Source organism: Levilactobacillus enshiensis (genome assembly GCF_007115095.1).
Taxonomy (GTDB): Bacteria; Bacillota; Bacilli; order Lactobacillales; family Lactobacillaceae; genus Levilactobacillus; species Levilactobacillus enshiensis.
The window spans coordinates 151,731-172,763 of sequence record NZ_SULH01000007.1; the positions used below are offsets into that span (position 1 = coordinate 151,731).

General features: G+C 51.4%; 22 protein-coding genes. 6 read left to right on the forward strand and 16 right to left on the reverse strand.

The genetic code is table 11. The features are described 5' to 3' along the window. Positions 1-89 precede the first annotated feature (89 nt). The 4 genes from FAY32_RS08900 to FAY32_RS08915 all read right to left on the reverse strand — a co-directional run bounded on the left by FAY32_RS08900 (position 90) and on the right by FAY32_RS08915 (position 5,109). On the reverse strand, positions 90-2,207 hold the full coding sequence (locus tag FAY32_RS08900; protein ID WP_143463079.1) for a WxL domain-containing protein: 2,118 nt from the start codon (positions 2,205-2,207) through the stop codon (positions 90-92). Between the two features lie 136 nt (positions 2,208-2,343). Further along, complete coding sequence (locus FAY32_RS08905; RefSeq protein WP_225428321.1) at positions 2,344-3,381, reverse strand: DUF916 and DUF3324 domain-containing protein; 1,038 nt, start codon at positions 3,379-3,381, stop codon at positions 2,344-2,346. A 153-nt stretch (positions 3,382-3,534) separates the two neighbouring features. Beyond that, a complete protein-coding gene (locus tag FAY32_RS08910) occupies positions 3,535-4,209 on the reverse strand; it encodes a WxL domain-containing protein (protein ID WP_143463080.1) in 675 nt (224 codons plus the stop codon). A gap of 237 nt (positions 4,210-4,446) precedes the next feature. Then, positions 4,447-5,109 (reverse strand): hypothetical protein, encoded by a 663-nt coding sequence (locus tag FAY32_RS08915; protein WP_143463081.1) that lies wholly within the window; start codon positions 5,107-5,109, stop codon positions 4,447-4,449. A 459-nt stretch (positions 5,110-5,568) separates the two neighbouring features. On the opposite strand from FAY32_RS08915, the gene FAY32_RS08920 reads away from it, so the two are divergent. Next, on the forward strand, positions 5,569-5,757 hold the full coding sequence (locus FAY32_RS08920) for a hypothetical protein (RefSeq protein WP_143463082.1): 189 nt from the start codon (positions 5,569-5,571) through the stop codon (positions 5,755-5,757). 52 nt (positions 5,758-5,809) lie between these two features. Here FAY32_RS08920 and FAY32_RS08925 read toward each other — a convergent pair whose 3' ends face one another. The 12 genes from FAY32_RS08925 to FAY32_RS08980 form a co-directional block, all read right to left on the reverse strand. Next, positions 5,810-6,205, reverse strand: coding sequence for a DUF3021 domain-containing protein (locus tag FAY32_RS08925; protein ID WP_143463083.1), 396 nt, complete (start codon positions 6,203-6,205; stop codon positions 5,810-5,812). Between the two features lie 12 nt (positions 6,206-6,217). Continuing rightward, the gene (locus FAY32_RS08930; RefSeq protein WP_143463084.1) at positions 6,218-6,673 is read right to left on the reverse strand and encodes a LytTR family DNA-binding domain-containing protein; all 456 of its coding nucleotides are present in this window, start codon (positions 6,671-6,673) and stop codon (positions 6,218-6,220) included. A gap of 20 nt (positions 6,674-6,693) precedes the next feature. After that, the gene (locus tag FAY32_RS08935) at positions 6,694-7,572 is read right to left on the reverse strand and encodes an ABC transporter permease (protein WP_143463085.1); all 879 of its coding nucleotides are present in this window, start codon (positions 7,570-7,572) and stop codon (positions 6,694-6,696) included. Position 7,573: 1 nt separating this feature from the next. Next, a complete protein-coding gene (locus tag FAY32_RS08940; RefSeq protein ID WP_143463086.1) occupies positions 7,574-8,434 on the reverse strand; it encodes an ABC transporter ATP-binding protein in 861 nt (286 codons plus the stop codon). Positions 8,435-8,665: 231 nt separating this feature from the next. Further along, positions 8,666-10,030 carry an amino acid permease gene (locus tag FAY32_RS08945; RefSeq protein ID WP_143463087.1) on the reverse strand — a complete coding sequence of 455 codons (1,365 nt, stop codon included), beginning with the start codon at positions 10,028-10,030 and terminating at the stop codon, positions 8,666-8,668. 361 nt (positions 10,031-10,391) lie between these two features. Next, complete coding sequence (locus FAY32_RS08950) at positions 10,392-10,910, reverse strand: GNAT family N-acetyltransferase (RefSeq protein ID WP_143463088.1); 519 nt, start codon at positions 10,908-10,910, stop codon at positions 10,392-10,394. Positions 10,911-10,925: 15 nt separating this feature from the next. Beyond that, positions 10,926-11,372: a flavodoxin domain-containing protein gene (locus tag FAY32_RS08955; protein WP_143463089.1), complete on the reverse strand. Its 447-nt coding sequence runs from the start codon at positions 11,370-11,372 to the stop codon at positions 10,926-10,928. Between the two features lie 184 nt (positions 11,373-11,556). After that, positions 11,557-12,756: a trans-2-enoyl-CoA reductase family protein gene (locus FAY32_RS08960; RefSeq protein ID WP_191988170.1), complete on the reverse strand. Its 1,200-nt coding sequence runs from the start codon at positions 12,754-12,756 to the stop codon at positions 11,557-11,559. Positions 12,757-13,750: 994 nt separating this feature from the next. Then, positions 13,751-14,746 (reverse strand): tRNA dihydrouridine synthase, encoded by a 996-nt coding sequence (locus FAY32_RS08965; protein ID WP_143463091.1) that lies wholly within the window; start codon positions 14,744-14,746, stop codon positions 13,751-13,753. A gap of 139 nt (positions 14,747-14,885) precedes the next feature. Next, complete coding sequence (locus FAY32_RS08970) at positions 14,886-15,854, reverse strand: DUF4097 family beta strand repeat-containing protein (RefSeq protein ID WP_143463092.1); 969 nt, start codon at positions 15,852-15,854, stop codon at positions 14,886-14,888. Further along, positions 15,851-16,483 carry a DUF1700 domain-containing protein gene (locus FAY32_RS08975; protein WP_143463093.1) on the reverse strand — a complete coding sequence of 211 codons (633 nt, stop codon included), beginning with the start codon at positions 16,481-16,483 and terminating at the stop codon, positions 15,851-15,853. The genes FAY32_RS08970 and FAY32_RS08975 overlap by 4 nt, the downstream gene beginning before the upstream one ends. Further along, positions 16,476-16,793 carry a PadR family transcriptional regulator gene (locus FAY32_RS08980; protein ID WP_143463094.1) on the reverse strand — a complete coding sequence of 106 codons (318 nt, stop codon included), beginning with the start codon at positions 16,791-16,793 and terminating at the stop codon, positions 16,476-16,478. The genes FAY32_RS08975 and FAY32_RS08980 overlap by 8 nt, the downstream gene beginning before the upstream one ends. A gap of 258 nt (positions 16,794-17,051) precedes the next feature. Between FAY32_RS08980 and FAY32_RS08985 the strand changes: the two genes are divergently transcribed. From FAY32_RS08985 to FAY32_RS09005, 5 genes are all read left to right on the forward strand, one after another. Continuing rightward, positions 17,052-17,606: a cysteine hydrolase family protein gene (locus FAY32_RS08985; RefSeq protein WP_143463095.1), complete on the forward strand. Its 555-nt coding sequence runs from the start codon at positions 17,052-17,054 to the stop codon at positions 17,604-17,606. Between the two features lie 232 nt (positions 17,607-17,838). After that, complete coding sequence (locus tag FAY32_RS08990) at positions 17,839-18,765, forward strand: C39 family peptidase (protein WP_143463096.1); 927 nt, start codon at positions 17,839-17,841, stop codon at positions 18,763-18,765. Positions 18,766-18,798: 33 nt separating this feature from the next. After that, a complete protein-coding gene (locus tag FAY32_RS08995) occupies positions 18,799-19,818 on the forward strand; it encodes a DUF5776 domain-containing protein (RefSeq protein WP_404820133.1) in 1,020 nt (339 codons plus the stop codon). A gap of 195 nt (positions 19,819-20,013) precedes the next feature. After that, positions 20,014-20,361, forward strand: coding sequence for a hypothetical protein (locus FAY32_RS09000; protein ID WP_143463098.1), 348 nt, complete (start codon positions 20,014-20,016; stop codon positions 20,359-20,361). A gap of 14 nt (positions 20,362-20,375) precedes the next feature. Next, positions 20,376-20,897, forward strand: coding sequence for a hypothetical protein (locus tag FAY32_RS09005; protein ID WP_143463099.1), 522 nt, complete (start codon positions 20,376-20,378; stop codon positions 20,895-20,897). The last annotated feature ends 136 nt before the right edge of the window (positions 20,898-21,033 follow it).

Below are 21,033 nucleotides of genomic sequence, written 5' to 3' on the forward strand. Positions count from 1 at the left end.
TTGTTCGCATCCAGCTTGTGTGTTGGCCGCCGGATTACCGGACGACGCAACGTTTGATTTAACTGTGAACCGGACTGATCACTCGCTGCCTAACTCGGCGCGTCACTCAGTGTCCAGACAATCGTTCCCGAATAGTGCCCGATTGCTGAGCCATCGGTGACGGTGAGTAACATCCCCGTCCGCGGTGTCCAACTACCGACCACATCGAAGCGTCCCGCATCTTCACTATCGTCCGTAACGTGCGTTAGGACCGGCGTGGGGGTCGTCCCAATTGGAAGCGACCCGTGGCTGGTCACGTAGACCGGTTGCCCGGCCAACTGCTGCCCATCACTAGTGGTCAATGCGGTGGCTTGTGCGTTCAGCGTCCAACGAGAACCCGTTCCGCGCGTATCCTGAACAACCAGCCGCCAATCGCCGGTCCGACCGACCAACTGACTGTTACCGGTCAAGGTACTGGCTTGGAACCCCTCCTCGCTAGAAACCGTGTCAAATTTCAGCTCGCCGGTGACCGTGATGGGCACGGTCACCGTTTTAGAAACGTCACCGCTAGCTGTCACTGCAGTCAGCTTCAGCACATTTGCCCCTGGCTGTAGCTGGCTGGCAGCCAGAGAAAGGGTAAATGTCCCGTCACTTTGCGGCGTTACCCTGGCCAGGGTAGCACCATTCAGCTTCGGCGTGACGCACAATGCTGGTGGCACATTGGCACGGGTGAAGCCACCAATTTTTCCCGTCACCGTCGTTTTCTGCAAGTCTGGTAGCACCAATGGATCTGCACTAGTCACTGCCAAATCAAGCTTAACGGCGGGCATAACGCGAAAAGTTGGCGTCGTGGCCGTGCCAACAAACGCTGATGATGCGAAGATACTGGTGACACTGGCAACCACTTGCTGGGTGCTGACTGGTAGGATCCGCCCCGTCACTTGAACCGTGGCCGACGGATTCTGCCGCGACAACGCTGACTTAAAGGCGACTGTGAGCGCGCCGTCGCGAGTCGCAGAAAGGGCGACCGTCGTGACTTGCCCATTAGCCATGGTAACCGTAGCCCGTTTGGCATACGCAATCCCTGCTGGCAAACGGAGCTGCCCACCAATCGCCGACCAGACTCGCCGACCGCCTTGGTAGTTGAGATGATACGTCAATTGGACCTTATCTCGACTGACAACTTCATCGTCGTGGTCAACGATCTTGTCCTGCGTTAGATCCGTCAACTGCGCTGAAGTCTGCGCCGTCACCAGTCCAGGCGCGTTCTCCAAGACGACCAGGTTGTCTTCAGCATGCGTTCCCGTGGTCCCCGTGAACCCCCACCGCACACGGCCGGTATGGTCTGGATCAATCCGCTTCGGATCGACCGCTACCGTCCGGCGAGTGCCCGGTTCAGGTGTTTCGGTCACGGGGTTTTTGTCGTTAAACGCGTACGTCATGGTCTGGGCCGTGGCGTTCCAGGTTAACGTCAAATGATGCCACGCGCCGTTAGCCAAGAAATTCGGCTGTGTCGCATCGCTGATCACGCCGCTGTGGCGCAAGCGATACCCAGTCGGCGCATTGGTCGCTGGCGGGAGCAAAGGCAGGTAACTCGTTGCCAATCCCGGATAGCCCGAGGCAATGTGGGCGGTGGTCCGACCGGCATCTAAACCCGTGGTCAGGCGCGTCGCCTTGTCGTTGAAGTTTGTATCAAACTCCAGTGCCCAGCTATTTTGAATCGCTGTTGCGGCAATGTCCTTTGCCGACCCGACCGCGGTGCCAGCCGCCACACCCCACACCCCGAGCGTTTCGGCACTGACAGGCGCATTCCCCCAGTCAGGCATCGCGTGGACGCCCCGGGAATCATTTTGCAACACGACAGCCATGCCATCGGTTGCAGCATTTCCCTGATCACCAAAGTAAAGCCATAGTGACAACTGTTCATTGTGCGTTAAATCAAAACTATTATCATCCGTCGACCAAGTTGACCCAAACTGACCTGCGTTGTTTGTTACCACCGCGGCTTGCGTTCCGGGTGCTGCCGGATTCGTCGTGTTCACGACGGTAGCAGAGCTCTTACTAGTCGTTGCCACCGTTAAGATGGCATTGGGCTTGCTGAGTAAAATCCCTTGCGGCGCGGTCGCCAAGGCATGGGCAGCGTCGCTAGCCGCATGCGCTGTGACCACACCGCTCCAACAGGTCAGGGCTAGCAGAATCAAGCCAGCGTCCAACCACCGTCTGAACATGGGAAATCCCCCCTATTCACTTACGAAAGCAGCCGCGGGTAGCATTCATCTGTAACAACCAGTATCGGTTGTGCCCACCAGGAGAATCGTTCCCGACAAAAGTAATGACCCGTGTCGCCGCCCCCCATAGATGAACCTACTCGCCGTCAGTGTCCTCATCATCGCGGTGACGGTTGCGGTACAGCAGGTAACCAATGATGGTCAGTAGCATGACAATCAGGAGGCCTAACGCTGCGTACAGCCAGTAGTTCGGCCGTTTAGCTGGCGCCAAGACCGTCTTGTTCAATCGCTTAACCGTCTGGTCTGCAATCGTGAAGTTACGGGTAAACTGCCAGGTCTGTGAACCCGCCTTAGCCGTTAGATAGAGCGTGTATTGGCCGGCGGGAAGGTTCTGGTTGCCCCACGGAATCCCAAAGTTAAAGTTACTATTCGGCGCCATTCCCATCCCACTTTGTTGCTGCCGAATGAGAACTTTGGTCGAATCGAACTTGGTCACCCGGGCGTTGACCGTGAGTTTTTGCATAATGCCAGGCTGCGGGTTTTGCAGATTAGCCGTGACGTAATTTCGCCGGTTGATCTGCGTGACCTTGATCTCGTGAAGCTGCATGTCGGGTAAGACCGTCTGTGTGCTCTCGCGGAGTCGTAGGCCAATGGCGTAGGCGAACGCATTTTGAATCATGATCTTCGCCGCTGTGTGTTTCGTTGCGGTTGGCACCTGCTCGACGTACACCCCGCCTAACATAATTCCCGGTAGCCGTTTGGCAGGCATGGTGTAGGTAAACGTCACCTTTTTCTGGGCATTAGCCGCCACCGTCACCTTTTGATCAGACCCCTTAGTGAAGATGTCTCGCATGCCCACTTTTAACGAAGGGTCCAACTGAGGCTTGACCTGACTGTAATCAATCACGCCATTATCGTTCGTCACAGCCTGATTGACGCTAACCACATACTTCTGTTGCCGATTGCTCGTATTGTTGATGACAATTGCCAACTGCTGCGTTTGTCCAGGTTTGACGCGCAAAGCAAAATAATTCACCTGCTTGTCATCCTGGTTGCTTGGGAGCTCGGCTCTCACCGTGTACCCCACGCTATCCGCTAAGGCCGTTGGCATTTGCCAGATCAATCCGACTAAGGCTAGACTCAACGCGAGTAAAAGTTGCCATCCTCGTTTCATCGTTGTCATCCCCCATCAACCGCCAGAAAAATCGGTGCCACGGACATGACACCGTCAAAACAACCTGCGCTGCTTGCTTGATGACGGCCTAGTCGCGTTACCAGCTAGCCGTCGCTTGGACCCACTTTTCAGCATCAGCACAACTCTCAAAACTTACTGTGGCGTGTCGCTCAACTGCCATGTTAACGTTGAACTGTAGATACCACTGACTTGCCCAGCAGGAACCGTTAAGTTGATTTTGGCTAACCCATACTCGGAGTCCCAAATTCCCAAGCCACCTCTAGCTGGTGCCGCCAAGACGATTTGCGACGTCCCGCTCCCATTTAAAGGTGTGCTGGTCGCCACTGGTGCTGCCGATGGGTTGCCCGTGTTGGCCGCAGCGACTTCTGGTGTCCCCAGGGTCAATTGTGCCCCACTCAGCGTGTCACCCGCTGCATCCGTAAATGGCGTGTTCTTTAACTGAACGTTCCAACCACTGCCTAAGCCAGGGTTAGAAACTTCAACCGGATTATCGGCCGAGACGGCGTAGAAACTGCCGTTGGTCTTGCCGTTAGGAGTGACATTCTTGCCAAAACTGATGTTTGGCGCCGTATCCAGAGAAATCGTGGCGTTAGGACTCGTGTCGAATTCGGCTGACGTCGTGGTACTTTGCGTCGTTACGGCCGAACTGCTACTCGTCGAACTGCTGATACTTGTCGTGGTCGCTGTCGATGAACTACTACTCGTATCAGTGGTTGCCGCGGAAACTGGTGCGGCAGCTAACAAGCCAGCGCCTAAACTCAAAACCGCCAGGCTACTGAACAGTGAAACCTTCAATTTACGAGTCATTTTTACTCACTCCTTCATACTAATATCGTGATTACCAGTATTAGAGTAAACGAGGCGCTTTGGTAATGGCTAAGCCCCCCGCTAACTGACGCCCTAAATTATTCCGTGCCGGCCACGTTGTTCGCCGACTATCTGACCGAATTAACCTTTCAGTGTCCATACGCTTGATTCAATAAAGATGATAACCGCTATAAATAAAAAAGACCAGCTTTTCGCCAGTCTTTCGTACCTAGACCTTTAGTGGTGAAAGTCCTCCACCTTTAAGGCCAGCAACTCATTTAACCATTGATGTGTCGCGTCATCCGCGCTTATTGAAATCTTAAAACCAAGCGGTGAAAACAACGAACCAACTGCCGACCACTGCACCTGTCCCCCCACAAAGAAGCTGGCGGTCAACTGTTCACGCTGTGTGGGCGTGATGGGTGTCGCCATGGTCGTTAGTAAATTGACGGCCAGTTGATCGGCAACTAACCCCGCATAAGCCGTTGGTGTCAGGGACTTCACGATTTGACGGGGAACCGATAATGGGACGACCGGACCTTCACGCAATAATAACCGTTGCCAATTCATAATCTGACCCAGCAGCAGACCATAAAATTGCCAGGGGACCTGATTACCGATACGTTTGAGGGTCGTTGCCGTGATGGCGGCGATGTCCCACTGCACCTGTTGTTCGCCTTGCGCCAGTGCCGTCTGTAGCCACTCGCTGAAGTAACGTTGCACCGTGGCATCGACCAGCGGTGGCAGCTTGCTACCCTGAACCAAATGGTAACGACCGAGTAAAAAGTCCTCGACTTGGTTCCAGTCGATGGTGCGGCTGTTCTGTTGCTGTTTACGTCGTTTGAGCTGTCGCAACTGCTTCAAGCGACTTGATTTGCCATAATTTCCTGGACGACTCATGCCTTCGTCCTCCATTTCTAGATTGATTTACATTTGAAAAGCTGTCATACCTACAATTACAGGTAGCTACAGGTAGCTGCCGCCTTACCGTTCGCCAAACTTGGACCGGAACGCGGTGGGGAGGACGGCCAAAGCCTGAGGAGCGGTCTTTGACCTCGCTTTGAGCCGAAAAACCACGTCTCAAAGACGCCATTTTTCAAGCAGAGCACTTGAAAAATCCCACGGCTGGGTCCAAATTTGGCTCACTCACGGCTACTTAAGTGATTGTCAATTAGGACTGCTGTTACATTGAATCCCCAACTAGATAACATAGTGGTTGGGTCGGCTTACACGGTATTCTTAGGCAACACTGAGCTTAACTATAAGCATCGTTATCAGGTGGACACAAAAATGTTAGATAATCACGGCCCTATAGCTATTATCGTGATAAACCACAATCAGCGCCGGAGGAGGCCAGGGATGGCCCCGGCTGTGAAGGTGAAGTTAGCTGGTGTTTCTCAGCCAGCTTACTTCACGGGCGCCTTTGGAGACACGCGGTCTTCGTGGCTTCAAAGCGAGCGAGAAGACTGGTATTCTTCCAGTCTGAAGCGTCCCCACAGCAGGTGGAATCCCTGGCAGCCGGAGTGCGCCCACTACACACCAGAATAAGCATAACTTACAAGCACCGTTAGCTACTCAGTTAAACCACCCACAACACCGATTAAGATTTCCCTTTATTTCGTTTCTTCAAAGCTTGATTGATCTTTGTCACCCGTAAATGCTGGTCAAAGGCGACGGCGAGCCACACGACCACATAGACCAAAACAAATTCGCCCCAGAAGATGAGGTCGATCGTCCATCCATTATACGCCATCAGCGCCATCATGAGAATTGCTGTTCCCACTAACTGGATGCCAAACACCAGTGGCCGCGCTAATCGTTCATAATCCTCATCGAGAATAATACTGAGAATGCCGACAGCAGCGCTCATGAGGAGCACGCTGCTGGCCGCCTTGGGCGAAACATTTGCCGGAACCAGCCGCGTCGCAATCATTAAGAGATAGGCCACAGCACCGTAGCCCATGCCACGCATGCCATACAGAATAACCTTATTCATCGTCCGTTCCTCCTATAACCCCAATTGTGTCATTAACGCCTTGACATACTTACGACTCACTGCCGTTTTAACCTTATTTGTTAAAATGGCGGTCATGTTCCCCGAGAAACTATCTTCCAACGACTGGAGGTGGTCAAGGTTCAGTGCCCCGTGCTTAGAGACTTGGACGAAGTTGTCATCCCCCAAACGTTGTAGCAAATGCCGCAACGTTTCATGGGTCGTCACCGTTTCCGTTGTCGTGTACAACAACAGCGTCTCGTGCTGGACGTCGGCCAGAATAATTGCCGCCGTCTTGACCATCACCAACCGATCCGGCGTTTTCACTGGAATAATGCCGGTATGTGGCGCTTGATACTTATCCAAGTAGGCCAAAATCGCTGCTACCGTGGCACTATTTTCTGCCGCCTGAACGACCACTAGCGGATCATCAGCGTCGATCTCTGCGTTCTGCTCAAATTTATGGCGCACCCCAATCCCCCCATTTTCACTTACCGTTCATGAACTACCCGCCGGTGCCGCCGCCAAACTTGGAACCACTCCGTCCCAAACGCTAGCGCCACCGCACCGATAAAGATTAACCCCATTATGTGGTAAGTTTCCTGTTGGGTCAATAAGGTTGACCAATTTAACCGCACCCCCATCAATCGCTCAAACTGATCTCTAGCGGCCACGTGACCAGCAAAAACTGGGTTCAATTTATCAGCCATTAAGAACTGCCGGTAGAGGGCCGCCACGTAACTTCCGGGAATAAATTTGACCAAGTTCTGGGCGAACGTTGGGAGCATCCCAATGGGAATGTAGGTGCCAACCAAGAAGCCCGCTGCGGTACCCACGATGGTGCCCAGTTTGTCGAGGCTATCCACCGAATGAATCCCACGAATGATGGCCGCATTGACCGCCGTTGCCAGTAACGAACTCGTTCCCATCAGCACAAACACGTTTAGTAAGGTCGATGCCGAAAAGGTCAGCCCGTCCGTCACGTAGAAGCCGCCCCACATGATGGCAAACATGGCGACCTGCATCAGCATGCCAATGAATGCGGCACTGCAGAGATAACTCGCAAATAGGCGCAGCGGCCCGGCATCGGTCAGCTCCAGATCAGCGGCAATGTGCTGTTCTTTATCCGTCACCAGCAGAGCCAGATTGGTGAGTGTCGTGGTGATTCCCGTGATGGCTAACGTTCCGGCAATCAGCCAGGTGTCGAGTAGAAGCTTCGCGTTGGGCAGCTGATGCCAACTCGCCAGCATGTTTTTCTTCAGAAAGACCAGGTAGAGAACGAATGAGATCAGTGCCCCTAAGAGTGAGAAGAAGACCCCACTGCGGTCGCGAAAGTATAAGAGCAAATTGCGTTTAATCATCGCTAACATGTTAACGCATCCCCTTTCCCGTCAACGCCAAGAAGGCATCGTCCATGGTTCCCGGTCGAAATTCAAAGTTGCTGATCAACGCGCGATTCGTCGTCAAAATATCGAGTGCGTCCTGCATCGTCGGTAGACTAAAGGCAATCTGTTGGTCCGTCACCCGCAGCGGTTCCCTGGCCACGTGGGCTGCGAGTTGTGGTACATCCGGTGAGGTCAGCGTCAACAGATCGGCTGCGTAGCGATCCTTGATCTCGGTCGCTGTGCCACGGGCCAATACCCGTCCATGATCAATCACGATGACGTTATCCGCAGAATCCGCCTCATCTAAATAATGTGTGGTTAAAATAACCGTCAACCCATGCTCGCGCTGTAGCCGTTGAATCAGTGTCCAAATAGCCAGCCGCGTTTGAATATCCAGTCCCGTGGTCGGTTCGTCCAAGAAGAGAATGTCCGGTTCGTTGAGCAGTGCCCGGGCAATGTCGACCCGCCGTTTTTGACCACCAGACAAGGTACCGTAACGCTGCTTCATGAACGAGGTCAGGCCCAATTGCTCACGCAACACGGCAACTCGGTCAGCCGGGACGTGTCGATACTGGTCCGCTCGAATCTGTAAGTTCTCCCGTACTGTGAGCATGTTATCCAAGACGCTTCCCTGAAAGACCACGCCCAACTTGGGTTGCTGATCGTAAATGATCCGTCCGGCAGTCGGCCGACTCAACCCAATCAACATGTTCATGGTCGTCGATTTGCCAGCCCCATTGGGTCCTAGTAACGCCGTAAAGCTGCCCTTCTCGATCTGTAAATTCACGTCATTGACCGCGACATGGTCCCCAAACGTCTTGGTTAGGTGTTGCGTTTCTAATAGCATCTGCCTCATCTCCTATGCCAGCAGAATACCCCATCGTGTGGCAGACGTCTTGCTGATTGGGATAAGTGGTCCACTCTGCCGGCCAAGTGGTCAAAATGACCGGGTAAAATTTGGCTTCATCTGTGATTCAGGCGACAAAAAAAGATCGAGACCAATGTCCCGACCCTGTATTTGTTGGTAAAGTTGTCGCGTTTAAGCTACTGTGCACCCCCGCGTCGATACCGGTGTATCTTACTTATCCGCCATTTCACGCGCGTGGTATTTTCTAAAGTAAATCAAGGTCATGATCGCCAGGAAGACAACGCCGACTAAGATAGAAATCCGAGTTTCCGGGTTCAAGAACATGAAGACTAGCGTGATCAATAGGAAGACTAACGTCACGTAATTGGACCATGGTGCGAATGGCATCTTGAAGGGGTGGTTCGCCATGTGTTGGGGATTCTGCTTACGGAACTCAATTTCACTGATTAGAATCACAAACCATGGCACCATGCCGGGAAGCACACTGGAACTGTACACCATCACGAAGATCTGACTGGCATCCTTGAAGAACATGGGCAAGACCACGTTCAAGACGACCCCAATCCCAATCCCGATGGAAATCGCAATGACCGAGTAGAATGGCACCCCGTGGCGGTTCAGTAACGTCACCTTTTTCGGTAACTGACTCTTTTCAGCCAATGTGTAGGCCATCCGGCTGGCACTGTAGATGCCGGAGTTCGATCCGGATAAGGCGGCCGTGATCACCACGAAGTTAATGATGGACGCTGCGGCGGTAATCCCAATCTTAGCAAATGTCTGAACGAACGGTGAGCCGATCTGGTTGAGTTGGTTCCACGGATAGATGGACACGATGACGAAGATGGCCCCAACGTAGAAGATCAGGATACGGGCCACAGTCGAACGAATCGCCGTCACCAGGGTGTGTTGTGGGTTTTCGGCTTCACCAGCCGTGACCCCGATCAACTCAATTCCCTGATATGACGCGAGCACGATGGCCAGCGCGTAGATAAACCCTTTGGCTCCCCCGGTGAAGAAACCGCCGTGCGTCCAGAGATTACTGATCCCGACCGCATTGCCGTGGTTCCCAAACCCGAAGAGAATTACGCCTAGCCCCGCAATGATCATCAGAATAATCGTGACCACTTTGATCAGGGCAAACCAGAATTCGAGTTCCCCGAACATCTTCACCGAGATCAGATTGGCCACACACAGGAAGGTGATGGCAACTAACCCCGGGATCCAGTCCGGCAGATCAGGCCACCAGAAGCGAAAGTAACCGCCCAGCGCAATCATTTCACTCATCCCGACCACGATGAACTGGAAGATATTACTCCAAGCCGTCAAGTAGCCAAAAACGGGATGCATGTATTCGGAAGCAAAGGTTGCAAACGACCCGGTCGTGGGATGCACGTAAAGCATCTCTCCGAGGGCCCGCATAATTAAGTAGAGGAAAATTCCAGAAATGATGTACGCGATAAGGACGGAAGGTCCCGTCCACTTGATTGTGGAACCAGACCCCATAAATAATCCAACGCCGATTGTTCCGCCTAACGCAATCATTTGCATTTGGCGAGCGCTTAGTTTTCTTTGCAATCTAATTCCTTCTTTCTATTCTATTGAATATATTTTTGAAACGTGACTAGCAAATACGAATTGGTCTAAACCATCCAGCCCATAAATTAAAACTTTATGAGAACCAGTTTATCTGGTTCTCAGCCGGAACGCAATCTTTTTTTACGTTACCACCAGTCATCACTAATTGTGTAACTTAACTAATTGCCAAATAGCCAATACTAACGGGCATCGCCCAAAAGACGGGGACCGACTAGTCAGCCCCACACCATGGCCATTTTGCTTTTAATTATGCAGCAATTTCTTACTTTATTCAAACTGACCGCCGGCCTAAAAAGGCCGCTACCAGCGCTATGCCGGCAACGGTCATTAGTCAACTTTTTTAAACTAGTTTTTCGTATACAAAGCAAACATCGGCTGGATGATAAACACCGACTAAATCGCCGACCTTTTGGAAACCAAATTTCTCAATCAGATGCTGCATCTTCTTATTGTCCCGATGGGTGTCGATGCGAATGCTATCGGCTTCGGGATGGTTGGCCGCGATGTAATCGAACAGGTCACGGAACAGTTGTGACGCGTAACCTTTCCCCTGATGATGAGAGAAAATAGCGACCCGGTGAACCGTGACGTATTTGTCACTGGTCGAGAGCCACTCGCCGTCCATGGTGTCGTAGGCGTGGTCTGGTGATTCAATGATAGCGGCCACACCTAATGTTTCGTGGTCATCACTGTTATAAATGACTGCCCGTCCGTCTTCAATGTCACCCTTGATGACGTTGCGGTTGGGGTATTCATTTTGCCATTGATCGATTCCGGCATCAGCGAGTTGCTGCTTGCCATCTTCGATAATGTCACAAACTAAGTCTAATTCTTCAATTTTTGCTTTCCGTAAATACATGTTGTCACCTCATTATTAAATTCCGAAACTTTTTAATACCCGTTGCGCCAATTGGTCGATGCGTTGGTAATCGTCATCGTCCGGATCCTGGTCAATCTTGACCGAATCGGCGACCTGTTCACCGTTACTGGAATTTAACTGCATGGTCAAATAATCGACAGCGCGGCCAAAATGGCGGTGTTGTTTGGAGCTGGACCCCAAAACCGCAAACTTGGTCCGCTTCAGGTCAACGTCCTTCAGGTCGGCAAAGAAATCCTGCGCTTCGTCGGGCAACTCCCCGTCATGATAGGTGTAACAGGCCACAATCACGGCATCGGCATTCGGCAGATCAAAGGCATCCGCCTGTGAGATCTCCGTAATGACCGTCTGTGCGCGCGATGCCAATTGGGCCTGTAAGTGGCCAGCAATGGCTTGATTACGCCCAGTATGACTGGCATAAATAATTTGGATTGATGAGATCATAAGTTAAATTTCTCCTCGATACAAAATAGCCGGCACACATTGGCGGTACCGGCCAATAATAAACTGTTAAGTATTATAGACTACTTTAGCAAAATCCCCTAGCAATTCCTATCAAATATTTTCGACCTTGTGAAAAATCGTGGTGGGTGTAAACGATGCCATTGTACGACTCACTGGAATCCCGTTAGAATGCCAAATCAGCAAACTTTTTTTCGTCAAATTCGTTCGTCACACCAGGAACGGCAAAACCACTCAACTGCCGGAATTCACGACGAAATTGCTGATATCCGGGCAGCTCAGCCGTGAAGTTAACCGGCGTAATCTGTGGCAATAACGTGGCGACTTTCTCCTGGACGGCTGGCGACAATTCCAGCGCATCCGGTCGTAATCGTCCCAGCGTATCAACCTCACGGCGACTGCCATAGACCATGTCGCGGAATAACCGATCCTGTTGGTCGATGGGCCGTTCATGAGTTCCCAGCGCCTGCTCGATCTGATACAGTGCCGTACAGTATCGGGAAAATCCCGGAATGACCACGGACGCCTTGGTCGTCACGGACCGATTGACGCTGATCAAAGCCTCACCGCCACTGGGCAACAATTGCTTCTGTAGCTGACGGGCACTGGCCTCCGCCGCGCGTTTCGCCCGGCCCAAGGTCCCATCGTGATAAATTGGCGCTGTGGCTGCGGGTCCTTCATAGGAAAAGAGAATCGTTTTACAGGTCGGCGCTAACACGCCAGCGGCCTGAAGCGACTGCACCCACAGTTCCCAGTCCTCGCCACCCATGACGTGCTCGGTCGCCGCAATTTCGCTCGGCGTGGCCGGTTCGATGGTCGTGGCGAGCAATTGATTACGTTGCAAGTCCACCGTAAAGTCGGTGACCGTCTGACCAATAGGCTTGATGACGGAGCGCCAGACTTCATCCGGGTCAAATGGATTCACCCGTTTCGGCGCCGCGATTGAATACACCAACAGGTCGATTGGCCCGTCTAATTCGGTCTGTAGATAGTGGATCACGTCACGCTTCGTGGCGGGCAAAAACGCATTGGCATTAAAATTCTTGGCAACCAGCCCAGCGGCTTCGGCAGCCTGTTTGAAGAAAACCTGGTTCCACCAGCCAGCGGCCCCCAGAAAATCATCCTGAGGTGGCCGCGCGTAGCCCACGGAAACGGTCGCAGCGCCCTGACCAAAGGCGGCTGTGACTCGACTGGCCAGGCCATAACTGGCCGAGCCACCCAGAATCAACGCTCGCTTGGCACCGGTATACTGCCCCTTCGCTCGCACCGTCTCAATTTGGGACTGCAACATTCGCTGCAGTCCCTGCGGATTGACTGACCGGGCGACATTTCCTTCAATTTTTTCTGTTAGCGTCACTTGCCCCATGACGTTCCCACCCTTCCTGTTCCCTCTAAGATACCACTTTCCGGAGGGGGGCCGCGCGGATTTGCTCATTGAAGTCTTAATAATCAGCAGTTGCCATTAAACTGCCGCCTTACCGTTCGCCAAATTTGAACCGGAACGCGGTGGGGAGGACGGCCAAAGCCTGAGGAACGGTCTTTGACCTCGCTTTGAGCCAGAAAGCCACTGGCTCAAAGACGCCATTTTTCAAGCAGACCACTTGAAAAATCCCACGGCTGGGTTCAAATTTGGCTCACTCACGGCTACGTAGGAGGTGGTCAATTCAGATTGATTTGACAATACACAGATAAGCACAAGGATGAACATCTCCGCTATCTTGAGTCGCCGTAACTATCATCACCCACAATTTGAAATCGTGACGTGTCCCCCTTAAATCAAAAAAACGCACCGCCACCGCCTAGAAATCAGGCCATGTCAGCACGTTTTAGTTAAAATTTCTAAGGTTAAAAGTTACAAAGTACGGCTCATGTCTGTTCTACCACCAACAGTTACCCTAAAAGTAGGCAACTTGGTGGTCTGTTCGCCTTACCGGACGGCAGATATGAGTTGGAGCCGCTCCTAAGCTCATATCTGCCGTCCTCTCGGCTTACATTGTGTTCTCAGACCACTCTGAGGATAACCATAACGGTTGTTATCAGTGGAATTCAAAAATACCAGGTAGCTGTGATCTACAGCCATTGTCTTGATAAAACACCATCAGCGCCGGAGGAGGTCAGGGATGGAGCCGGCCGTGAAAGTGGTGTTAGCTGGCGACGAATTTTCAGCCAGCTTACACCACGGGCGACTTTGGAGACACGTGGTTTTCGGGGCTTCAAAGCGAGCGAGAAGACTGGTGGTCTTCCAGGCTGAAGCGTCCCCACAGCAGGTGGAATCCCTGGCAGCCGGAGTGCGCCCAATTTAGACTAATTTAATGGCGCGACTGCTTACCCATACTGAGATGAGACCTGAATTTTTATTTTCAATCCGTGAATTCGGATTCCGCCAACAGCTTGCGGACTTCATCCGTTGTGTGGGTCTCCATCATTGCGTTGCGGAGACTAGCGGCGTTGCGTTGATTGCGAACGTAGATTTTAAAGAACCGTTTTAATGAAGGGAACCGCGATGTGTCGAACCGCTTTTCGAAGTCATCGTACAAGTCGAGCTGGTAGTTCAACAACCCCAGCAGCTCCTTGATGTCGTGTTCCTTGGGTTCCTTTTCAAAGGCAAAGGGACTGGTGAAGATACCGCGGCCAATCATAATGCCATCGACACCCGGATGCGCCTGAGCTAACTGCACACCTTGCTGGTAGTTCTCGATGTCGCCGTTCAACTGTAACAGGGTGTTGGGGGCGATTTCGTCGCGCAGTTTGACGATGTCGTCGATCAATTCAAAGTGGGCGGGAACCCGGCTCATTTCCTTTTTGGTCCGTAAATGGATCGTTAATAACGGAATATCCTGTTGGAAAAGGAAAGTCAGCCAGTCACGCCACTCGTCCAGGCGACTATAGCCCAGCCGCGTCTTAACGCTCACTGGCAAGCCGGCTGTCTTGGCGCCAGCAATGACTTCAGCAGCGCTATCAAAGTTACGGATCAGGTCACTCCCACCGTGATTCTTGATCACCGTGGAATCCGGGCACCCCATATTCAAGTCGATGGCTTCGTAGCCGAGGTCCTTTACGACCACCGCAGCCCGCGCGAAGGCCTCGCCATCATTGCCCCAAAGCTGGGCGACTGGCATGTGGGCCTCTTCAGGTGCCACGTAGAGCCGTCCCTGAACAGTGAACTTCGCCTTCGGATGGGTCACACTAATGGCGTTCGTGAACTCGGTGAAAAAGACATCGGGCGCCGCAGCACGGGCCACAACGCGCCGAAAGATAGCATTGGTAACAGCTTCCATGGGCGCCAAACTAAAGAATGGCCGGTTTTCGGCCCGCGCGTGATCCGCAATATTTTGCCAGTAAGATGAGTCAGACACGATAAAATCTCCTTGATCTCGTTAAATTTGATGTTTAGTCCGGTTTTAAGCAGTCCCTACATTCTACCACGTTTCGGCGCCGAAACCAGTAAAAAAGAGTTGCCCCACTGGACAGCTCCCTTTCACACGTTTAGATGACCTAATCTGTGCTGACGGTGATGTCACCATCGGCGGTCGTCAATTTATACTGTGCCTGGGCCGTTCGACGTAACCAATACCCGCTGTGACGGGCCTTACCTAAGACTTGAATATCATCCATATCCGCGTCCTTGCCGATCACTTTTGCTCCGGCAGATGCCGCGATGTGTGCTGAAATATCCCCGTCATCGGTATAGGCGGTCAACGTGTTCACCAACCGATTATTCTGTAAATGAACATCACCATTCTCTGAGCTGACGCGACCGCCACCCAGCTTGGTTTTCGAGAGACGAACGTCCCCATTCTCCGCGACCAGTCGATTATTGTCGGCGGCCAAGCGACTGTTGCTGACCCCAACATCCCCATTTTCAGCATCAATGCTGAGTTGTTGCGCCTGAATATCACTCATCCAGACATCACCGTTACCCGAATCGACCGCCAGCTGTTTGTCAACGCGGACACCCATTAAGCTGACGTCCTTGCTAGCGGCAATCGTCATGCTCTTGGCTCGCAGGTCACGCAAAGAAATCGCATGGCTCCCCTTTTTCACGGTAACATCAGCGAGCTTCTTATCCCGAGGCACCGTCACCAGAACACCCCCGTTGGTCTCACCAGCACCATCTCCAGTAGAGAAACCCATGTCACTCAAATGCGTGGTCGTCTGCCGCCCCTTGATTGTCAGGGTTCCCTTGGCTACCTTTGCCGTCGGATGGCCCTGAATATTGTCCAAATAACTCACGGTCACGCGATTACTGTCGCCCGCTTTAATGGTGACCGGTGCTTTGGCGTCAACCACGATCCGTTGGTAGGCGCCTGGCTGATAGCTTTGTTGCGCCTTGCGAATCACCCGAAATCCCCGTGGGTTATTGGACCACATGATATCTTTATTGCCATGGTTCCACCACCCGATTCCCATTAACAATAACCCTAAGATGACTAATATAATTGAAAGTTTTGTACTCCGTTTCATAGTTTACGCCCCCGTTCTGCGCGACTTCGTGGAATAAAGCGGTCGTAAATTTTCTTTGCCGCCCACGACAACGCCCAGATAACCTTACTCCCGAACCATTTTACGATTAGCCAGCAAAGCCAACTGGCCCCCAAAGCTGCCAAGCCCATTCCCAAGTAAAAGATTCCCGTCCAGGGTGCTTGGAAAAAGGTAGCGATGCCCACGACAACGCCAGCTGCCCCGACAGCGATGACGCTGAGGAAAACGGCAAATGCCGCGACAATCAGACTAAAAACAACGGCCGCAAACGCGATAAATAATGCGCCAATGACGATTAGAATTGGAATCGTCACCGGTGTCGACAGTAAGGCCAAGATGATCAGCCACACTGTCTTCACATTATTCTTAGTCGCCTGAATATCTGACCGTGACTTGGTGGATTGGCTCTCTTGACTGCTCGACCGAATCGAATAGTCGGCTAAGACTTTTCTTGCCAGTGACCGTGGCGTCCCCAACTCGTCGACGGCCTGTTCATACGTATCAATGCCAGCGTCCAACAAATACTCACGGTAGTATTCGATGACGTCTTGTTGTTCGGCCGTTGTCAGCTGCCCCAGTAGCTTTTGTACGGCTTGAATGTAATCATTCATCTACGTTTCCTCCCAATAACTTGGTAATTGCTTGATTAAAGTCGGCCCACTCGTTTTGAATCTCCGCGAGCCGCTCACGACCACTGTCCGTCAGCCGGTAATAACGCCGGTTACGGCCCTGAAACGGTTCATCGTAAGTTTCTAGCCAGCCATTTTTCTTTAGCCGCCGCAACACCGGGTAGAGGGTCGATTCTGAAATGGGAATCACCTGCCGAACTGCCTGTGTTAACGTGTATCCGTAATGGTCGCCCTTGGTGAGTAGCCCCAAGACACTGCCGTCCAACAATTCCGTTGGCACCTGAATGGCCATTTTGCTTGCCTCCCCGCTATACTATATGGCGTATAATATCAATTCATCAATAATATACCGTGTCAAAGCCTATCTGTCAACTTAATTTGGCCACTAACTTTATAAATCATGAAAAGAAGCCACTAAGCGACAACAACTGGATTCAGAGATTACTTATTAATAAACGGTCACCCAATATTAAAGCCCTTATCACCACGGCCATTGACATTCATTTACTACCCCTGCATACTGGAAAAAATCTCTTGAGGAGGTCGTCGTATGGCAACGAACCAAGCACTGCTGATTATTGATTACACGAACGATTTTGTTGCGGACAAAGGTGCCTTAACCTGTGGTGAACCGGGACAAGTTCTCGCCCCCACCATCGTTAGTTTAGCGGCCGATATCCACCGAAAGGGCGGCTGGGTCTTACTCCCAACGGACGTCCACACACCGAATGATCCCTACCACCCGGAAAGTAAGCTGTTTCCACCCCACAATGTCCGTGGGAGCTGGGGTCGCGAACTCTATGGGCCGGTCAAGACCTGGGTCGATGACCACGCTGCCGATGGTAACGTTTGGCAATTCGACAAGACTCGCTACAGCTCGTTTGCCGGCACCGACCTCGACCTGCGACTACGTGAACGCCATGTGGACACCCTCCACTTAGTCGGCGTCTGCACCGACATTTGCGTGCTCCACACCGCAGTAGACGCGTACAACTTGGGTTACCACCTCATTGTCCATGAAAATGCCGTCGCCAGCTTTGATCCGGCCGGCCATGCGTGGGCGTTGGGCCACTTCAAGAACGCCTTGGGCGCGGAAGTGATTTAACTGAAACTCTAAGTTAACACCTATTTTTGTCCCTGTAATAAGCCAATACCACTCAACTAAAAAGCGACATCATGACCACAGAATCAGTCTTTGACCTGACCGTGGTAATGATGTCGTTTTTTACGCTATCCTCCCCATTGCGGGGAATTCTGTTGCGCGATATAATTAATTGAATATCAAATTATTAGTAGCTTTATATTTAATCGGAGCTAGAGAAGGATGGCAACTATTTATGAAAAGATTCATTGGCAGTTTAGCCCTGATTTTGGGGCTAATGGGGGGTGGTGCGCTTAACGCACAGGCTGCTAAAACAACTGTATCGTCGGCCTCAGCGACCAGCACGTCATCATCGGCAACAGCAAGTACAACCCGTGAGCGCAGTCGTGAAAGTTCAACGAAGCCAGCAACGCCTGACTATCGGGCCGTGTTGCGCACGACAAAGGTCAACTACTACACTAAGATTGGGCTGAACCTAACTCACAACTACAAGGTCTACAAGACCGGTGGTGCCAAGTCTTCGGCGAAGAATATGACTCCTATCGCCACTGGTCGCCAGTACGCCAATCTTAAGGTCCACGTCACCCGTGAACAAAAGATGGCGGATGGGACTTGGCTCAAATTTACATATAACCATACACGAACTGGCTGGATTCACCACAACGGGACGGTGAAGAGCTACCGCTACTTGAATGTACCACTAATTGCGCAGCGGCCACAGTTGCCGACCGGTTGTGAGATTACGGCGACCGCGATGATGTTGAAGTACGCGGGTGCTAACGTGACGAAAATGACGTTGGCCAAAGAAATGCCGCGTAGTTCCAATCCGAATAAAGGGTTTGTGGGAAGTCCCTACGCCGAATCGGGCTGGTGGATCTATCCCAAGGGCCTACTGGGCGTCGTGCGGAATCACGTGGGCACGGCTAAGGACATGACGGGCGCCTCATTTGCCACGCTCAAGAAGCAGATCAATCAGGGGCACCCGGTCGTCATCTGGGTGGCTGGCGTTGATGGCTTTGTCAATCACGCCATTACAATGTCGGGCTACAGCAGGACGCGGGTCTACTACAATGATCCGTGGACCAAGAAGAAGACTAGCATGACGCAGGTCAGTCTGAATACCCACCGCAGTCACGATGGTTATCGGGCATTAAGTTATTAAAAGGGAGGACTTATTTTGAAAAAACAATGGTTAATGGGATTACTAGTGGTCTTAGGCTTGGGGAGCCTCGAGATTGCCACCCCTGCACAGGCAGCTGGAAACTATTACACGACAAATCCTGGCATTATTCGCGTTAAGAAAACGGTCGCCTACTACCAAGACGCCGCTAAGACTAAAAAGGCCACGACCGTCAAGGCTGGGCACTACGCCAAGATTGCCAAGGTCGTTACCGTTAAGGGTCACGCACCCGTTTTAAAGACCAATACTGGCAAGTACGTCACCGCCAACAAAGCATTTGTCGCCAAAACGGCTGGTTACCAAAACCCTAAGGCCTACTATCAGGTCAATTACACGCAGATCAAGCCTTACGGTAAGGTCGGCTACACGGTTAAACGCAACTACGAGGGCATCAAGACGTGGAAGATTATGAAGCGTTTGGGCACTGCCAATGGTTACAACAAGTACAACCAGGCCACCTACTATGCCGTTCGGAATTTCCAGAAGAAGCATCACCTCAAGGTCACGGGCAACGTTAACGAAAAAACGTGGGTCAAGCTCGGCTTCTCCAAATCAAGTTGGACCGGCATTGACTCCTACGTCGCTCCCCTTGGTGCGCACGCTTGGAATGGCCGCACCGAACATATCAATGCGATGATCAAGCAGGCTTACCAATACAAGGGCAATCCTTATTTGGTAGGCTCATCATCCAAGCCGATTTACGGTACGGACTGCTCCGGATTGGTCATGCAAGCCCTCTACGCCGGTGGCATCAACCCAGCGCCAATTAGCGCGATTCACCACGCCTACCCTGGCAACGAATGGAATTCACGGAACCTGTGGGCAAGTAAGAAGTTCAAGCACGTGGCTTACAGCAACCGTCAACGGGGCGACCTCGTCTTTTACTACCAACCAGGGACGCACGTTATCTGGCACGTGGCCATTTACCTCGGCGGCAACAAAGTCATCGAAAGCTGGCCACCACGGATCATGGTTCAACCGATCAAGAACGGTCAACGCTCAGACGTTGCGGGTATCGCTCGGGTATTTAACTAAATTAAGCAAATGATGAAGCGGCTATCCTAATTGTGGGATAGCCGCTTTTGTTGGGCGCTTCAATTGCTATCCACAGTTACGCATGGTAAGGTCTGGATACTGTGTAACTGAATTTTATTGGTACTAATTAAAATATTCAATCCTATTTTACGGAGTTAACCTTGTCGCCTAAATTTTAGACCTGAGGTAAACTTCGTGAATGATGAATCCGATATTCAGTTCGTTATAAATAAGATTATTTATGACTACGACCATGGCCGTTTTAAAATGTTCTTCCACAAGAAAACAACCCGTTACTTAGAACAACAACGTTTAAGCACTGAACAAGTCTTAGCGGTCGCGATTGATCAATTAGTTGTCAGTCATTCCTACCGTGGACCTTCAGCCCATCGTTGGCTTGAAGGCATTATTGTTTATGAATTTATCGAATACATTTACGGTATCGACATGTACGTTAAATTCGACATTGGCTCTAATTTCACTCAAATTGAGTCCTTTCATCCCCGAGAAAAGAAACTAAATGTCACTTGGAAACATTACTGAAAGGAGTTCAACTGATGATAAAACAAATTGGCCGTATCAATTCGCCTGACCTGATGGGCAAAGATAGCTTTTTCACCATTATAGAGCTCGAAGAAACTCACCTCATTGGTAATGACCCTTTGACTGAGATTCATCGCTACTGGGTTCCGGAAAACTGCAATATTCATGATGAAGACGCCTATTTAGAGCCCCTTAATGATCCAGATTATAATATCAGGCAACACTATGCGCTTTACCGGCAAAGATTCCATTTTCTGACCGCCACCGAAATTACGGTTGCCCGCCAGAATCTAGATCTGACGCTGGATGAGGCTGCACTTATCTTGGGACTAGACGTCGTGAAACTCTCCGGAATTGAAAACCATGGTAGTCTCCAGTTCTTCGATCAGGAAATTTTACTGCGCTTGCTGACTGAGCCAGACCGTCTTTGGCAGTACGTGCAACAGTACCACACACTCATTGAACTACGAGCCACACAGCGCAAAATAGACGTTGACCAGTTGTTCGCAAAGCTAGAGAAAATCAATATCAAATAGAAAGACCTGGGACATAACTCAAAAATCAGCTGTTTCAGTGCTATAGTCCCCTTAAGGTTGACAGATGAAAAACAATAATTCATCTATTAATCTTAAGGGGATTTTATTATGCCTAGAACCAGATTCACACCTGAGG

Excerpts from the sequence above, each read along its gene's own strand:
- FAY32_RS08900 (WP_143463079.1), bottom strand. The coding sequence starts at position 2,207 with ATGTTCAGACGGTGGTTGGACGCTGGCTTGATTCTGCTAGCCCTGACC.
- FAY32_RS08905 (WP_225428321.1), bottom strand. The coding sequence starts at position 3,381 with ATGAAACGAGGATGGCAACTTTTACTCGCGTTGAGTCTAGCCTTAGTC.
- FAY32_RS08910 (WP_143463080.1), bottom strand. The coding sequence starts at position 4,209 with ATGACTCGTAAATTGAAGGTTTCACTGTTCAGTAGCCTGGCGGTTTTG.
- FAY32_RS08915 (WP_143463081.1), bottom strand. The coding sequence starts at position 5,109 with ATGAGTCGTCCAGGAAATTATGGCAAATCAAGTCGCTTGAAGCAGTTG.
- FAY32_RS08920 (WP_143463082.1), top strand. The coding sequence starts at position 5,569 with ATGGCCCCGGCTGTGAAGGTGAAGTTAGCTGGTGTTTCTCAGCCAGCT.
- FAY32_RS08925 (WP_143463083.1), bottom strand. The coding sequence starts at position 6,205 with ATGAATAAGGTTATTCTGTATGGCATGCGTGGCATGGGCTACGGTGCT.
- FAY32_RS08935 (WP_143463085.1), bottom strand. The coding sequence starts at position 7,572 with ATGTTAGCGATGATTAAACGCAATTTGCTCTTATACTTTCGCGACCGC.
- FAY32_RS08940 (WP_143463086.1), bottom strand. The coding sequence starts at position 8,434 with ATGCTATTAGAAACGCAACACCTAACCAAGACGTTTGGGGACCATGTC.
- FAY32_RS08950 (WP_143463088.1), bottom strand. The coding sequence starts at position 10,910 with ATGTATTTACGGAAAGCAAAAATTGAAGAATTAGACTTAGTTTGTGAC.
- FAY32_RS08955 (WP_143463089.1), bottom strand. The coding sequence starts at position 11,372 with ATGATCTCATCAATCCAAATTATTTATGCCAGTCATACTGGGCGTAAT.
- FAY32_RS08960 (WP_191988170.1), bottom strand. The coding sequence starts at position 12,756 with ATGGGGCAAGTGACGCTAACAGAAAAAATTGAAGGAAATGTCGCCCGG.
- FAY32_RS08970 (WP_143463092.1), bottom strand. The coding sequence starts at position 15,854 with ATGAAACGGAGTACAAAACTTTCAATTATATTAGTCATCTTAGGGTTA.
- FAY32_RS08975 (WP_143463093.1), bottom strand. The coding sequence starts at position 16,483 with ATGAATGATTACATTCAAGCCGTACAAAAGCTACTGGGGCAGCTGACA.
- FAY32_RS08980 (WP_143463094.1), bottom strand. The coding sequence starts at position 16,793 with ATGGCCATTCAGGTGCCAACGGAATTGTTGGACGGCAGTGTCTTGGGG.
- FAY32_RS08985 (WP_143463095.1), top strand. The coding sequence starts at position 17,052 with ATGGCAACGAACCAAGCACTGCTGATTATTGATTACACGAACGATTTT.
- FAY32_RS08990 (WP_143463096.1), top strand. The coding sequence starts at position 17,839 with ATGAAAAGATTCATTGGCAGTTTAGCCCTGATTTTGGGGCTAATGGGG.
- FAY32_RS08995 (WP_404820133.1), top strand. The coding sequence starts at position 18,799 with ATGGGATTACTAGTGGTCTTAGGCTTGGGGAGCCTCGAGATTGCCACC.
- FAY32_RS09005 (WP_143463099.1), top strand. The coding sequence starts at position 20,376 with ATGATAAAACAAATTGGCCGTATCAATTCGCCTGACCTGATGGGCAAA.